Source organism: Pyxidicoccus fallax (genome assembly GCF_012933655.1).
In the GTDB taxonomy this organism is placed as follows: Bacteria; Myxococcota; Myxococcia; order Myxococcales; family Myxococcaceae; genus Myxococcus; species Myxococcus fallax.
Genome location: NZ_JABBJJ010000070.1, coordinates 13,325 through 27,943, shown reverse-complemented (window position 1 = coordinate 27,943; position 14,619 = coordinate 13,325). Strand labels below are relative to the sequence as shown.

The following is a 14,619-nucleotide window of genomic DNA, read 5'->3' as shown; positions in this document are numbered from 1 at the left end:
CGGAGCCGGCTCGGAGACGCCGCTTCCCGGCCTCACCTGTCCTGTGGAGTGAACAGGGACTGTCCTCTCGACAGGACAGGCGCCCTGTTCTGGACGGCGGCAGGGCGCACACCGCCCGCGGGAAGAGCGTGCGGACGTCCGAGAGCAGTCACGCCTGCTTCAGCAGCAGCTCAGTCGCCGTTCTTCGCCTTGAAGACGGCCATCCGCTCCAACAGTGCCCGCTCGGGCTCACGGCCAAGGGCCAGGATCTCCGAGAGCAGGTTCCGGAGGATGATGGTGGTGTGCTGGGTGAACGCCGGGGGCCTGGCCAGGAAGAACGGCCAGATGATGTCGAGCGCCTCCTGCGCCGCAGCCAACGCCTGCTCCCGCTGTCCCAGCTCGCGCCGCACAGTGGCCAGGTTGTTCAGGTACTGAGCCAGAACGGGCAAGCGCGCGTTGGGCGTGGCCCGCGCCAGTTCACGCTGGATGGCCACCGCCTCGGTCACGGAAGCGAGCGCCGCTTTCCCCTGCCCCATCGCGCTCTGCGCATTGCTCAGGTTGCTCAGGCACCGGGCCAGATCGGGTGAGCAGGAATCCGGACTCGTCTTCGCCAGCTTGCGCCAGAGGGCCAGCGCCTCGGTGGTCGAAGCCAGTGCCGCCTCCCACTGTCCCAGCTCGCCCTGCATCATGCCCAGGTTCATCAAGCTCACGGCCAGAGACGGGGAGAAGGCGTCTGGTTTCGCCTCCGCCAGCTTGCGCCAGAGGGCCACCGCCTCGGTTGTGGAAGCGAGTGCCTCGTCCAGCTGCCTCATCGAGCACTGCGCCGCGCCCAGGTCGAGCAGGTTCTGGGCCAGATAAGGGGAGAAGGTGTCCGGATTCGTCTTCGCCTGCTCGCGCGAGAGGGCCACCGCCTCGAACGCGGACGCGTGCGCCGCCTGCCATTGCCCAAGCTTGTTCTGCATCACGCTCAGGCAATTCAGGTACCGGACCAGCCCGAGCAGTCCCTCGTCGGGATGTGCCACCGCCAGCTTGCGCTGGATGGCCACGGCCTTGGCCAGGGACGCCAGTGCCTCCTCCGGCTGCCCCTGCTCGCGCTGTCGAAGGCCCAGCTCGTACAGGCTCGTGGCTTGCTGGGCGAGAGGCGCGTCCGGCATCGCCTCCGCCAGCTTGCGCCTGAGGGTCGATGCCTCGGCCATGGACGCGAGCGCCGCTCCCCGCTGCCCAAGCGCGCGCTGCAGTTCGGCCAGGATGTCCAGGCTCATGGACAGAGGAGAGGAGACGGCGTCCGGCATCGTCTCCGCCAGCTTGCGCCAGAGGACCACCGCCTCGGTCATGGACGCGAGCGCCGCCTCCAACTGCCCCAGCTCGCCCTGCCGCCGGCCCAGGCTGTACAGGCAGGTGGCGAAATCGGGTGAGAGCGCATCCGGCCTCGACTGCGCCAGTTGACGCTGGATGGCCACCGCCTCGGCCGCGGATGCGAGCGCCGCCTCCCGCTGCCCGAGCTCACTCTGCAGATTGCCCAGGTTGTTCAGAAGCAGGGCCAGCTCGGACAACCACAGGTCCGGCCTCGACTGGGCCAGCTGACGCTGGATGGCCACCGCCTCGGCCACGGAAGCGAGTGCCGCCTCCCGCTGCCCGAGCTCGCTCTGCCGATTGCCCAGGTTGTTCAGAAGCAGGACGAGATGGGGGCGGAACTCGTCGGGCCTCGTCTCCGCCAGCTTGCGCTGGATGAGCACTGCCTCGGTCAGTGACGCCACCGCCGCTTCCCGCTGCCCAAGCTGGCCCTGCATCTTGCTCAGGGTGTTCAGGTACCGGGCCAGCTCGGGGAGGAAGTCATCAGGTCTCACCTCTGACGGTGTACTCGTCCTGGCGAGGTTCCTCAGGTATCGGACCAGATGAGAGAGGGGCGTGTCCGGCGTTGCCTGCGCCAGCTTGCGCTGGATGGCCACCGCCTCGGCCGTGGACGCGAGCGCCGCTTCCCGGTGCCCGAGCCCGCTCTGCTGTTCGCCCAGTTGGTGGAGACTGCTGGCGAGCATGGGGAGGACCACCTCGGGCTGCGCCTCCATCCGCTTGCGATAGGACGCGACCGCCTCCAGAGCAGCGGCCAACGTCGCCTCCCGCTGCACAGGATTGCTTCGCCGAGCGTCCATGGTCCCGCGAGCGTGCCGGGGCACTACGCCCCCGTCAACGGCGGTGGGCAAGGCTCTGCGATAAGTGGGCGGAGGCGACCGGAGGCGTTGAGGTGGCCTGGTAGGTTGTGCTTGTGCCTGAATGGGCGTTCAGGCATGGTCCCCTGGCAGCGAAGGAAGCGTTCGAATCAGCCGCTGCGCATCGTCTACTGCCCGTCCACAAGTCGAGAGAAATATGATCAACGGAAGTTGTTGCTGCGGAGCGATCAAGTTCGAGCTGATAAATCCGCCAAGCATGATGGGCACCTGTCACTGCTCTCGCTGCAGGAAGGTTGGCGCCAGCACCCTTGTCTTCGTAAAGAAGGACGACTTCCGTTGGATTCAAGGACAAGAATTCGTTGCGCGCTATGAGCCAGAGGCTCCGTACAAACACAGTCGGACCTTCTGCAAGCAATGCGGCACCTCTTTGGGCGAGGCTGGGTCACAGCAGGACTCATTTCCAATATCGGCCAATTGCTTGGATGCCGATCCCCTCGTCCGCAACACGTTCCATGTGTTCGTGGCTAGCAAGCCCGCGTGGTACGAAATCTGCGATTCTGCAAAGCAGTTTCAGGAATATCCGCCTAACGGATGACCGCGCCTGCCTGCGCGGCATCCTCTTCGTGCTGAAGACGGACGTCGGCTCAGTGGCGCAACTGCGGGGCTCAGGGTATCCGCGCACGAGCCCCGTTTGACGGAGCTGAGCCGGCGCGCGCACGGTGGCGCGCATGGCAAACGCAGAGCCGTGGAAGAAACGGTCGCGGACTGGCGCGCCAGCGGGCTGAGTGCGGGCCGCCGAGCTCGACGCCGAGGTGGACAAGCTCACCGTGCCGGAGCCGCTCACGGCCCCGTCGGAAGAGCAGTCGTCACGGCCCCTCTTCCTCTACCCTTGCCGTTGACTATAAAGCTCGGTATAAGCAATGAATCAGGATTCTCGGCCTAGCGCTAGCAACAAGGAATCTCTGATGAAGCTGTACAAGGGTGCCTGAAAAGCCTCTTTATCATGTGGGCGCCTGGCTTTGCGTATCGCGTATCAAGGACCAGCTCGGGCCGAGAGTTCGAATGTCCGTTCGGACGGATCTCGGGAGAATGAACATGAAAAAGCAATCCATCGCCCTTGCGTCGACGCTTCTGCTGTCCATCTCCGGCTCAGCCCTGGCCGCCGTGGTGTACGTCACCGGCCAAGGGCAGAGCCATGACCCAGGCATCGCGCTAGAGGCTGCCCGCGCTGATGCCATCGCCGAGTGCACGGCGCAAGGCGGGACGCCTGTGGAAGAGGTGTACAACCACATGTCCCGGGCCTCCCTGTGGCTTGCGTCCTCGGTCTGGAAATGCGCAGTGCCCTGACGCGCGTGTGCGCGAAACACACGTAGCAGCGAGAGCGGAGGTCCAGCGTGGCCGCTCAGCCCGGCCGAGGGGCCACGTGGGCGATGGGCTCGCTCAGCAGCCTCGACTTCAGCCGGAGCCACGGCGCCTCGTAGAAGCGATACGAGAACATCGCCAGGGCGATGACGAGCGGTACGGACGCGACCAGCATCGCGAGCCACACGAGCGGCAGGCTCCCACTGGACAGATAGAGCGGTGCGGCGATGAAGCTGGCCAGCGTCCAAAGCACCGGCTGCTGCAGCAGGTAGATGCAGTAGCTGTACTTGCCGAGGAACGAGAGCGACACCTGCAACGGGGAGTGCGCGGAACCCGGCTGTGGCTCCGCGCGTCCCAGGACGAGCCCGACGAGCCCACCGAATGCCAGTGGCAGCGCTGTCGACCAGCTCAGCGCCGGGTGCGCAGCGAGCGAAGGTGTCACGGCGAGCACCACCGCGACGGCGAGACCCGCGACGGCGAACGCGGCACCGGCCTGCGTGGCGCGGCGTCGCGACGCGGCGCAGGCGAGCAGCGCGCCGTACATGATTCCATCGAGGTGCGAGAGCGTGAACGTGCGGACCACGGCTTCGCCGGCCCCCGAAAGCGCGAGGTGGAAGCGCAGGGCGATGCTGCCGAAGGCAATGAGCGCGGCGACGTACGGAATGGCGCGCCGGGGCACCAGCGCGATGACGACCGGCCACACCCAATAGAACTGCTCTTCAATCGCGAGAGACCACGTGTGGTCGAGGATGGGCGACTGCCAGGAGCCGCGCGCGAAGATGAGGTAGTTCGAGAGATACGTCAGGTACCACGGCATGTCCCCGAGCGGCGGGAGCTGCCAGAACGGCAGCGCGAAGCAGAGCACGAGGAACAGGTAGTACAGCGGGAAGATCCGGCACGCGCGCGAGATGAAGAAGGCGCGGTAGTAACCAGCGTTGCCCCGCGTATGGAACAGGATTCGGGTGATGAGGAACCCGGACAGCACAAAGAACAGGTCCACGCCCGACGCAAGCCACTCGGTGACCTCGACGGCGAGCGTCTGCGCGGGGGTGAAGTGGAAGCCGGGTATCCGAACGATGGCCGCCCAGAAGGGAAAGGCGAGCGCGTGGTGGATGAACACCGCGGCGATGGCCAGGCCACGGAGCGCGTCGAGCGCGGGGATGTAGCGGAGCCCGCCTTCTTCGACGGAAGCAGCCGCGGCGGCAGGGACGGACAAGTCGCTCTCCGGTTTCGAGATGAGACCGAGGATGCCACAAGACGCGACTGTCAGCAGTTGGGGTGAGACGCCCCAACGGCCTGTCACTTGAATTCCGTGTCTCAGGGTGGCACACGAGTGCGCCATCACCCGGGGCGGCGGCCGGTGCGTTCCATTCAGGCCTCCGTCCTCCCGACATGAGGCCGAGACGATGCGTCACAATTCGATGAAGGCGTTGCCGTGGCTGCTGCTGGTGCCCCTGCTGAGCGGTTGGATCACCCCGCCCACGCCGCCGGCCAGCGGAAACATCGCCGACACCACCGGGGCCTGGAGGAGCGTGAGCGTGGGCGGCTCGGTGCAGACGCAGTGCTACCTGCGGCCGGGCTACGAGGGCTTCAGGGTCCAGGTCCAGGCCGGCTCCCAGCTGCGGTTCGAGACGACGCACCTGGGCAGCTCCATGTACCTGGACACGGGGCTGTTCATCTACGGCCCGAAGGACGCCAATGGCAGCTATGGCTCCGTCGTGCGGGCCCACGATGACGACTCCGGCTACGGCGAGCTGAGCCGCATCGAGGCGACGACGTTCCCCCAGGGCGGCGAATACCTCGTGGTGGTGGGCTGGCACAACGCGGCGGACAAGCAGTACCGGCTCCAGGTGGACTGCGTGGGCGGGACGTGCCTGTCCCAGCAGCCGCAGGCGCCGGCCGCCTACACGCTCTCTCTGGTGGAGCAGAATGTCACCCCGTCGCTCCTGGCCACGCTGAACGCGGCCAATGAGGTGCGCGAGGACAGATTCTCCTATCTGCGCCGGTTCGACTTCCACTGGCCCTACTCCACCGAGGCCTCGCTGGACCGGGCGGCCGCCGCGGTCCTCGCGCAGGGGCTCTACGAGGGCTATCGCTCCGACTCCGCGCCGGTGGCGCTCACCTACGCGCAGTTCCTGTCGACCATGTATGGACAGTTCCAGCCGCTGCACGCGGCCATCCTGGCCACGTACGGTGACGGCTCGGAGAACGTGCAGGTGAAGCGCTATCACCGCGAGTTCTCGACGGGGCCGAACGGGGACAACTGGCGCTCCCTGAACGTCATCCTCTTCCCGCGCTCGCACAAGGTCATCGTCTACGAGCAGACGGCCCACGAGATCTGACGGCTCACCGCCGCTCAGCGCAGCGCGACGCCGTACTCGCGCCCGAGCTTCTCCACATCCTCGAGGATGACGCTCAACCCGCGCTCGGTGGTCAGCGCGTACGCGCGGCGCAGCACGGCCTCGACACGCTCCCTCTCGCCCCGCTGGGCATGTGCGCGAGCGGTGTCGAGCAGCAGGTCCACCGTGGTGAGCCAGTCCTGATGGGCCTCGGCGTTGGCCAGGGCCTGCTCCAGGTGCGGGAGCGCGGAGGCAGCGTCCTCGCGGCGCAGGTGGGCGCGGGCCAGGGCTCCGTGGGACTCGCGCAGCCCCGCCGGGTCTTTCGACTCCTGGGCGATGTGGAGCGCCCGCTGCACGGCGGCGAGCGCCTCATCGCTCCGGGGCTCGCGCAAGGAGAGCACATGGGCCACGGCGAGCAGCGAGACCACCTGCCCCGTGCGGAAGCCCACCTGCTCTCGCAGGCGCAGGCACTCCCGGTGCCGCGCGAGCGCGGTGTCCAGGTCTCCGCGCTGCTCGGCGAGGTCGGCCAGGTGCCGCAGGTTGTAGGCCTGGTAGAGGGCGTCGCCTGACTTCCGGGCGTCCGCCAGGGAGCGCTCGAAGAAGTCACGCGCCCCGTCGGCGTCCCCCTGGAACTGCCGCGTGAGGCCCAGGTGGAAGAGCGTCTCGGTGATGCCGCGCGCATCTCCCGCTCGCGAGGCCAGGGCATGGGCCTGCTGGAAGAGCGAGGTCACGGTCTCCCAATCGCCCTTCCCCGCGACCACCTTGTCCCAAAAGAGGTAATGGCCATGCGCATCGAGCGCGGCGGCCCGCGCGCTCGAATCTCCGGAAGCCTCCGCGAGCTGCCGTGCGCGCTGGAGGACGGCGAGCACCTCGGCATCCGGGATGCCCGGCCCGTGGCGCCGCTGTCGGGTGAGGACGCGGCCCAGCTCCGCATGGAGGCGGGCCTCACCCGCGGCGTCCTTCAGCAGCCGGGCCCGCTCCATCGCGAAGCGTCCCAGGCTCGCGCCTTCCAGGAAGCGGCTCTCCAGGTCATACGCCTGCATGACGGCCACGGCGGAAGCGGCGAACGGGGATGGCCGTGATGCGCCGCCCGTACGCCCCTGCTCCGCCCACCCGGCCGCGCAGGCGGTGACGAACCCCAGCAGTCCCACGAGCACCACCTTTCGCATGTCTTCCTCCCGGAGAGGCACGCCTGCCTCTCAAGCTCCGCGAGGCTAGGGAGGTACCGGGCAGGAAGGACGGCGATGGGACGAGACGCGGAAGGCCGGGACGAGCCGCCCGTCAGCCGGGACGAGACGCGAGCCCATCGACCGCGCGGAACGCGTGAGGAGTCACGGGACGACGCAGTCGGGCCGCGCAGGCAGGGGCCTGGCGTTGAGCCTCTCCAGTTGCGTCACGCCGCCGAAGTACTCGAAGGCCCTCTCGTGCTCGGCATGTACGTAGATGCCACGAATTGACTTATAGAATTCTGGGTGTTCTGGTTTCCGCCCGCTGCATCCACGATGTCGGGAGGGGACATGCGTTCACGGATGAGCAGGCATCTCGACTCGCTTCTGCGATTCGAGCCGGCGGCGGCGGAACTCCGCGCCCTGGCGCCGAAGGCCCGGGGCGTCAAGCCGCTGGTGAGGACCGAGCCGGTGCTTCCCCCGGAGTTCTCCTGGCATGACTACGCCGTCCTCCTGCTCCACATCGCCGCCGAGGTGGAGCACGCCCTGATGGCGCAGTACCTGTACGCCGCCTACTCGCTGGGCGGCCCGCAGGTGCCCGCGAAGCACCGCGAGCGGGTCCGTCACTGGCAGGAAGTGGTGCTGGGCATCGCCAAGGAGGAGATGGGGCACCTCATCACCGTGCAGAACGTGCTCACGCTCATCGGCGCGCCGCTGAACCTGGACCGAGAGGACTACCCCTGGGGCGCCCAGTTCTACCCTTTCGAGTTCACCCTGGAGCCCCTCACCAAGAACTCGCTGGCCCGCTACATCTACGCGGAGATGCCCGCCGGCTGGGACACCGACGAGGCGAAGGAAATCAAGAAGCGCGCGCTGCAGGGCTCCACCGGTCAGCAACCGCTGCACCGCGTGGGCGAGCTGTATGACCGCATGCAGAAGATTCTCGCCAACCCCGAGTACGTGAGGGACGCCGACTTCCAGCCGGCCACCACCACCTTCCAGGCCTCGTGGGACGAGTGGGGACGCGGCTACATGCGCGGCGCGCGCGGACAGGCCACCTCGCCCGAGCGCCAGCGCACGCCGGATGTCATCATCCGCCCCGTCAGCACCCGCGACGAGGCCGTGGAGGCGCTGGCCGCCGTCGGCAAGCAGGGCGAGGCCCGCTTCTACGACGAGGACGACAGCGAGCGCTCCCACTTCCGCCGCTTCCTCGACATCTACCGCGAGTACCCCGACGGCGAGTGGACGCCCACGCGCCCCGTGCCCCTCAACCCGAAGACGGTGATGGACCTGAACGCCAACCGCGTGGTGCGCACCGCGAAGGCCCGCGGCGCCGCTCCCGCGAGGGAGAGCACGGTCATCACCCACCCGGAGTCCGTCACGTGGGCCCACCTGTTCAACGTGCGCTACCGCATGCTGCTGGTGTACCTGTCCCACGCCTACCAGCTCGCCGGGGCCACGGGGCAGGGAGACGCGCTCACCCCGCGCGGCCTCATCATCAACCGCACGTTCGGGGAGATGTACAACGTGCGCGCCCTCTCCCACATCCTGGTGGACCTGCCGCTGGACGAATCCGGCTCCGGGGCGGTGGCGGGGCCGACCTTCGAGATGCCCTACACGCTGGACCTGCCCGACAAGGAGCCGGACCGGTGGCGGCTCCACCGCGACCTGCTGGAGACCGCCCAGCAGCTCGTCCGCACGCTGCGCGCGCGGAACCCGGACCGGCACGCCGACTACCTGCGCGCCCTGGAGGACCTGGACGGGGCGGCGCTGGAGAGCGTCCGCCAGATGATTCCGAAGCCCTGAGCCGCACCCGCCCCGCCTCACCGGAGGACCTGGCGTGACCATCAAGGAACTGCGAATCCTTCCCCCGCTGGCCATCGCGCGTCTCGGCGCGGCCCCGGAACCGCTGGACAACTACGAGCTGGAGGTGCCCGACGACGACCCGCTCGGCTTCAGGCGCCTCAGGCCCGCCCCCACCTTCCGCGTGGACCCGCAGACGGGCGCCATCTCCGAGGCCTTCCTCCCCTCGGAGATTGCCTTCAAGTCCCCCGACGGCCTCATCCGTCCGGTGGCGCCCTTCCTGGAGGTCTGGGCCGTCACCGACAAGGACAGCCTCGTCCCCCTCACCGTGGAGCTGCTCGCCCAGCACGGGCTGCGGCCCTCGGACGTGAAGTGGGAGGTGCGGGTCGGCAACATCAAGATGTACCGCCGCACCGGCAAGGAGAAGGACAAGGTCCTCGCCACCACGGGGCGCTTCTCGGACCATGACGTCCACCCGCTGGACGGCCAGTGCCGCAACTTCCGCGAGGGCAAGGTGCTGCCGCTGGGCTCGGTGCGGTACATCCGCCCCACGGAGGAGTTCCCGGAGATACGCCTGCGCTTCACGCCCGCGGCCGGCGAGGTGTACGGCGCCAGCACGGAGACGACCGGTGCCAACGGGAAGCCGATTCCCGACGACAACATCCCGCCCGAGAACGTCATCTACGACCCCGAGAAGGGCGACTGGCTGGGCTACCAGGAGAGCGCCGGCCCGGAGCTGACCATGCCCGCGCAGATCTACGCGGGCTACGCCGAGGGCGACTCCTGGGTGAGCCGCGGCTACATCGACGACGAGTGCGACGGCCTGGTCCACGTCCAGCTCCGGCTCAAGGGCGCCGCCGAGCCGCTGAAGGCCTTCGCCCGCATCGGCGCGGGGCCTCCGGCCTTTGCTCCGGACAGCTTCCCGGTGCGCACCGTGGCGGACGACCTGGACCAGGCGATGAACGGGCCGCGCGCGGCCGACCGCGACGCCACGCTGGAGGCGGCCGAGGACATCGTCCGCCGTGCCTTCGAGACCATCCGGCTGATGAACACCGCGGTGATGAATGGCAACACGGTGAATGGTCAGGTGGACGTGGCCAGCACCATGGTGCGCCAGGACACCGCCGACACCGGGCGCCTCTTCGAGCCCATCATGGCCCCGTCGCTGGTGGACAACCTCACCATCAAGGCCCTGCACCAGAACGTCTTCACCGCGCTGCGCGGCGGCGCGGCGCCCTGGTTCTCGGACGTGCTGCGGCGCCATGACGAGATTGGCGACCTGAGCAACAAGGGACGCAGGAAGATGCCGGCGCTGATGCGCGGCGCGGACGGACGCGCGCTGGCGCTCACCCGCCGGCAGGTGGACATCGTCCGCAAGGCCGCGCGCCGCGCGCTGTTCAAGCAGACCCCGCAGGACCGGGACGGAGGGGACACGGAATGAAGAAGCTCGACCCGAAGAACCTGTCCGCGCAGCTCCACTACCGCGCCGCCGGCAACCCGCCGGGCACCCTGCCCGCTTCCGCCATCTCCAACTGCTTCCCCGGGCTGGAGTTCGACTTCCGCAACGTGTGGCGCCGCATCTTCGTCGGCATCGAGCTGCACGAGGCGGACAACTACGTGATGAAGACGGACAAGGGCCTGGAGCACCTGCTCCACCACCGACTCCTGCGCGTGGACGGCCAGCCGCTCGTCGTTCCCGTCATGGGCCCCCAGCGTCCGGGCGCGGACCCCATCCAGCTCACCAACTCGGCCAACCCGGAGGGCGTCGCCTTCATGGAGTGGTCCAACGCCCTGGCGGACGTGCTGCACGGCAAGGCGGGCAAGAAGGTGCGCTGTGAGTTCACCCTGGGGGAGTCCGCGCTGCCGGCCGCCATTCCCAAGGACAAGAAGAAGCTCATCGCCGTGGACCTGGAGGTCCGGCACTTCTTCGCCCGGGGTGAGCTGGGGCAGCTCGCCGTCATCGCCGAGGAGCTGGCCCAGCCGGGCGAGCTGACGCAGGGGCTGTGCTCGCCGTGGCAGAACGACTACCGCGAGTGCGCCTGCTACTACTGGGCCGCCAGCCGGCCAGACTACGTCAGCGTGGAGCAGGGCCCGCAGGGTGTCAGCGTGGGCATCAACTGGATGCAGAAAGAGCGCGGCCCCGAAGCGCACCAGCAGTACATCCTCGACAACCGCGAGGACTCACGGCTGGTGTCCTACGACGACCTGTTCCAACAGTGGGAGCAGCTGCTGCACTTCCAGATTGAAGGGCGGGACCGCGACGTCGTCCCGCTTCCGGAAGAGGACGTGGAGCCCTCGAAGTGACGGCTCCAGACACGGCGCGGCGGCTCTTCGAGCTGTCCATGCCCCACGTGCCGGACCTGCACCTGTACTCGACGGAGGGCGGACAGCACCTGCTGGTGGTGAACGGCAGCCGCCTCTTCGACGTGGACGCCGAGGTGTCCGGAGCGCTGGACCGCGCGCGGCTCGCGAAGGACGCGGAGACGGTGCGGCGCCTGCTGGCGTCGCTGGGCGTCTCCGAGGCGCCATTCGTCGACGACCGGCCCGTGGAGGCTCCGCCCGTGCGGGCGCTGTCGCTGGCGGTGGCGCAGAAGTGCAACCTGGGCTGCACGTACTGCTACGCGCAGCAGGGAGATTTCGGCGGCCCGGCGCGCAACATGCCGCTGGAGACGGCGCTGGAGGCGGTGGACCTGCTCCTGCGCGACGCGGGCCGGGGCGAGCGGGTGAACCTCTCGTTCCTCGGCGGCGAGCCCCTCTTCAACCGCTCCGTCATCCGGGCCGCGACGGAGCGGGCCGCGGAGGGCGCACGGGCGAAGGGCGTCTCGCTGACGCTGTCGCTCACCACCAACGGCACGTTGCTGACGCCCGAGGACGCCGACTTCCTGGAGGCGCACGGCTTCGCGGTGACGGTGAGCCTGGACGGGCCGCGAGAGGTGCATGACCGGCTGCGCGCCTTCAAGGGCGGCCAGGGCAGCTTCGACAAGGTGATGGTGAACGTGAAGCCGCTGCTGGAGCGCCAGCGCGAGATGCAGGTCTCCGCGCGCGTCACCGTCACGCCGCGCAACCTGGAGCTGCGCCAGACGCTGGACACGTTCGTGGACCTGGGCTTCCACTCCGTCGGCTTCTCTCCCATGCTCGCCTCGCCCACCGGACGGGACGAGCTGGGGCATGACGCGCTGGAGCGGATGCTCGAGCAGATGGTGGACTGCGGTCGCGAGTTCGAGCGGCGGCTCGTCGCCGGGCGGCGCTACCCATTCTCCAACATGGTCAACGCCATGCGCGAGCTGCACAAGGGCACGCATCGCCCCTACCCGTGCGGCGCTGGCGCGGGCTACCTGGGCGTCTCCGCCAGCGGCGAGCTGGCCGCGTGCCACCGCTTCGTGGGGGACGAAGAAGGCGCCCTGGGCGACCTGACGACGGGCGTGGACCGCGAGCGCCAGGCGCGCTGGCTCACGGAGCGCCACGTGCACCGCCAGGAGCCGTGCCGCTCGTGCTGGGCGCGCTACCTGTGCTCCGGCGGCTGCCACCACGAGGTCATCCAGCGGGGGCGCCCCGCCTGCGACTACATCCGGGGCTGGCTGCACTACTGCCTGGAGGCGTACAGCCGGCTCTCGCGCGCCCGGCCCGACTACTTCGGCCTTCCCGCCGCGAACGGGTGAGCGCGTTGGAGGCACGGCTCGACACGGAGGTGTGCGTCGTCGGCGGGGGTCCGGCCGGGGCGGCGCTGGCGCTACGACTGGCGAGGCTGGGCCATGCGGTCTGCCTCGTGGAGCGGCAGGCCTTTCCCCGGCCTCACGTGGGCGAGTCCCTGGCGCCGGGGGTGTGGCCGCTGCTCGACATGCTCGGCGTCGCGGAGGAGGTGCGGCGAGCCGGCTTCCTTCCCGCACGCGAGGCGCGGGTGCGCTGGGAGGACCGCACCGGGCGGAGCGTGCGCGCGCGGGAGGCGGAGCCCGGACTGCTGGTGGACCGGGGGCGCTTCGATGCGCTGCTGCTGGGCGCGGCGCGCGCCTCGGGCGTGCGGGTGCTCCAGCCGGCCGCGGCACAGCGGCCCGAGCGCCAGGCGGGAGGATGGACGGTGCCCATCGTCCTGCCGGAGGGCCGGAGGCTCCAACTGACGGCGCGCTTCCTCGCCGACGCGAGCGGGCGCGGCGCGTGCCTGGGCGGCAGGAAGGAGCCCGCCTCCGCGCGGACACTGGCGCTGCATGGCTCCTGGCGGGGTGAGCGGCCCCACGGTCCGGAGACACGCGTGGAGGCGGGGCCGGACGCCTGGTACTGGGGAGCCCACCTGCCGGACGGGACCTTCAACGCCATGGCCTTCGTGGACCCGGGACTGCTGCGCGAGCGGGGCGTCACGCGGCGCACGCTGGAGTCCTTCTACCGGGAGCTGCTGGCCGACACGGAGCTGCTGGGGGCCTGGACGGCGCCACGGCTGGTGGGAGGCGTGCTGGCCAGCGACGCGACCTGCTACCGCGACGTGGTGCCCATCGAGCGTGACTGCATCAAGGTGGGCGAGGCGAGCTTCTCCATCGACCCGCTGTCCTCGTCGGGCGTGCAGAAGGCGCTGCAGACGGCGCTGAGCGGCGCGGTGGCCGTCCACACGCTGCTCGTCCGGCCGGACAACACGGACGCCGCGCTGCGCTTCTACACGGAGGACCAGCGCGACTCCGTGGCACGGCACGCGGCCTGGGCTTCGGGGTACTACGCGGAGCAACGTACGTACCGGGAGCGGCCCTTCTGGAAGCGCCGCGCGCAGGCGTCGTCAGCGCTTGCACCCCCGGAGGCACGTCCTCTCCTGGAGGGCGACGCCCTGCTCCACCGCCGCTGGCGGCTGGACCGCGAGGCGGCGCTGGTGGACACGCCGTGCATCGTCGGAGACGTCATCGAGCTGCGCCGGGCGCTGAGCCATCCCCGGCTCGCGAGGCCGGTGGCGTGGCTCGACGGCGTGGAGCTGGCGCCGCTCGTGGAGGGACTCCGCGACGGGCTGACGATGCCCCAGCTCGCGGGCACCTGGGCGCGCCAGGTCCCGTTCCGCCGCGGTGTCGCCATCCTGGGCTGGCTCTACCGCCAGGGGCTGCTCACGGAGGTTGACGCTCCTCCCTTCACGGGGGCGGAGCCGAAGGGGCATGAGCGCGGGGACGCGCTTCGCGGCAAGCGATGAGCCGCGTGCCCGCTCACTCCGGCCGCTTGCGGCGGCGCGACATGATGCGGCTCAGGGCCACCTCGGTGATGCCGAGGTAGGCCGCCACGTCGCGCTGGGGGACCCGTCCCTTCAGGTGCGGGTGCTCGTCCCAGAACTTCACCAGGCGCTCCTCCGCGGACAGGTCGAGGAACTCCTGCTCGCGGCGCTCCTTGAGGATGAAGTGGTGCTCCGCCACCCTGCGCGCCAGCCGCTCCCAGCACACGTGGCCGCTCTCCAGCGCCTGGAAGTCCCGGGTCTGGAACACCAGCACGCGGCTCGGCGCGAGCGCCTCGATGGTGGTCATCGACGGCAGGTGCTGGAGCATCTCCGCATAGGCGCCAATCAGCTCGCCCTCGGCACGGAACGCCTTGATGGACTCCTGTCCGCGCGCCGACACGCGCACGGCCCGGAAGACGCCCTGTAGCACCACGGCGAAGCGGTCCGCCGGGTCTCCCGGCCGGAGGAACAGCTCCCGCTTGTCGAGCGCCTGCTCCCTCGCCACCGCCTCGGCCTTCTCCCACTCCTCGGGAGGAAGGGGGGCCAGGGCGGCGAGGCGCTCGAAGAGCTTCGGGAATCTCACGCGGAAGGTCCCTCGGGTTGACCCAGGTTAAGGCGGCGGCCGC

General features: G+C 69.5%; 12 protein-coding genes. 8 read left to right on the top strand and 4 right to left on the bottom strand.

All coding sequences use genetic code 11. The features are described from left to right. Positions 1-170 precede the first annotated feature (170 nt). On the bottom strand, positions 171-2,087 hold the full coding sequence (locus HG543_RS16960) for a tetratricopeptide repeat protein (RefSeq protein ID WP_169345826.1): 1,917 nt from the start codon (positions 2,085-2,087) through the stop codon (positions 171-173). Positions 2,088-2,250: 163 nt separating this feature from the next. On the opposite strand from HG543_RS16960, the gene HG543_RS57010 reads away from it, so the two are divergent. After that, positions 2,251-2,742, top strand: coding sequence for a GFA family protein (locus HG543_RS57010; protein WP_369334963.1), 492 nt, complete (start codon positions 2,251-2,253; stop codon positions 2,740-2,742). A gap of 500 nt (positions 2,743-3,242) precedes the next feature. Beyond that, the gene (locus HG543_RS16950; protein WP_169345824.1) at positions 3,243-3,494 is read left to right on the top strand and encodes a hypothetical protein; all 252 of its coding nucleotides are present in this window, start codon (positions 3,243-3,245) and stop codon (positions 3,492-3,494) included. A 55-nt stretch (positions 3,495-3,549) separates the two neighbouring features. Here the strand turns inward: HG543_RS16950 and HG543_RS16945 are convergent, their stop codons facing one another. After that, positions 3,550-4,725, bottom strand: a complete 1,176-nt coding sequence (locus tag HG543_RS16945; RefSeq protein WP_169345823.1) for an acyltransferase family protein — start codon at positions 4,723-4,725, stop codon at positions 3,550-3,552. Between the two features lie 190 nt (positions 4,726-4,915). Between HG543_RS16945 and HG543_RS16940 the strand changes: the two genes are divergently transcribed. Beyond that, positions 4,916-5,851 (top strand): hypothetical protein, encoded by a 936-nt coding sequence (locus tag HG543_RS16940; protein WP_169345822.1) that lies wholly within the window; start codon positions 4,916-4,918, stop codon positions 5,849-5,851. A 14-nt stretch (positions 5,852-5,865) separates the two neighbouring features. On the opposite strand, the gene HG543_RS16935 is transcribed toward HG543_RS16940, so the two are convergent. Further along, positions 5,866-7,017 (bottom strand): tetratricopeptide repeat protein, encoded by a 1,152-nt coding sequence (locus HG543_RS16935; protein WP_169345821.1) that lies wholly within the window; start codon positions 7,015-7,017, stop codon positions 5,866-5,868. Between the two features lie 348 nt (positions 7,018-7,365). Between HG543_RS16935 and HG543_RS16930 the strand changes: the two genes are divergently transcribed. From HG543_RS16930 to qhpG, 5 genes are read left to right on the top strand one after another with little or no spacing between them, the layout of a single operon-like run. Beyond that, positions 7,366-8,820, top strand: a complete 1,455-nt coding sequence (locus HG543_RS16930; RefSeq protein ID WP_169345820.1) for a ferritin-like domain-containing protein — start codon at positions 7,366-7,368, stop codon at positions 8,818-8,820. Positions 8,821-8,854: 34 nt separating this feature from the next. Next, entirely contained in the window at positions 8,855-10,258 is a 1,404-nt protein-coding gene (locus tag HG543_RS16925) for a hypothetical protein (protein ID WP_169345819.1), read from the top strand. After that, positions 10,255-11,121, top strand: a complete 867-nt coding sequence (locus HG543_RS16920; protein ID WP_169345818.1) for a hypothetical protein — start codon at positions 10,255-10,257, stop codon at positions 11,119-11,121. The genes HG543_RS16925 and HG543_RS16920 overlap by 4 nt, the downstream gene beginning before the upstream one ends. Further along, entirely contained in the window at positions 11,118-12,476 is a 1,359-nt protein-coding gene (locus HG543_RS16915; protein ID WP_211193980.1) for a radical SAM/SPASM domain-containing protein, read from the top strand. Before HG543_RS16920 ends, HG543_RS16915 begins: the two co-directional genes overlap by 4 nt. Further along, complete coding sequence (gene qhpG, locus HG543_RS16910) at positions 12,473-13,975, top strand: flavin-dependent monooxygenase QhpG (RefSeq protein WP_169345817.1); 1,503 nt, start codon at positions 12,473-12,475, stop codon at positions 13,973-13,975. The genes HG543_RS16915 and qhpG overlap by 4 nt, the downstream gene beginning before the upstream one ends. Positions 13,976-13,988: 13 nt before the next feature. On the opposite strand, the gene HG543_RS16905 is transcribed toward qhpG, so the two are convergent. Continuing rightward, on the bottom strand, positions 13,989-14,576 hold the full coding sequence (locus tag HG543_RS16905) for a cyclic nucleotide-binding domain-containing protein (RefSeq protein ID WP_169345816.1): 588 nt from the start codon (positions 14,574-14,576) through the stop codon (positions 13,989-13,991). Positions 14,577-14,619: the final 43 nt, after the last annotated feature.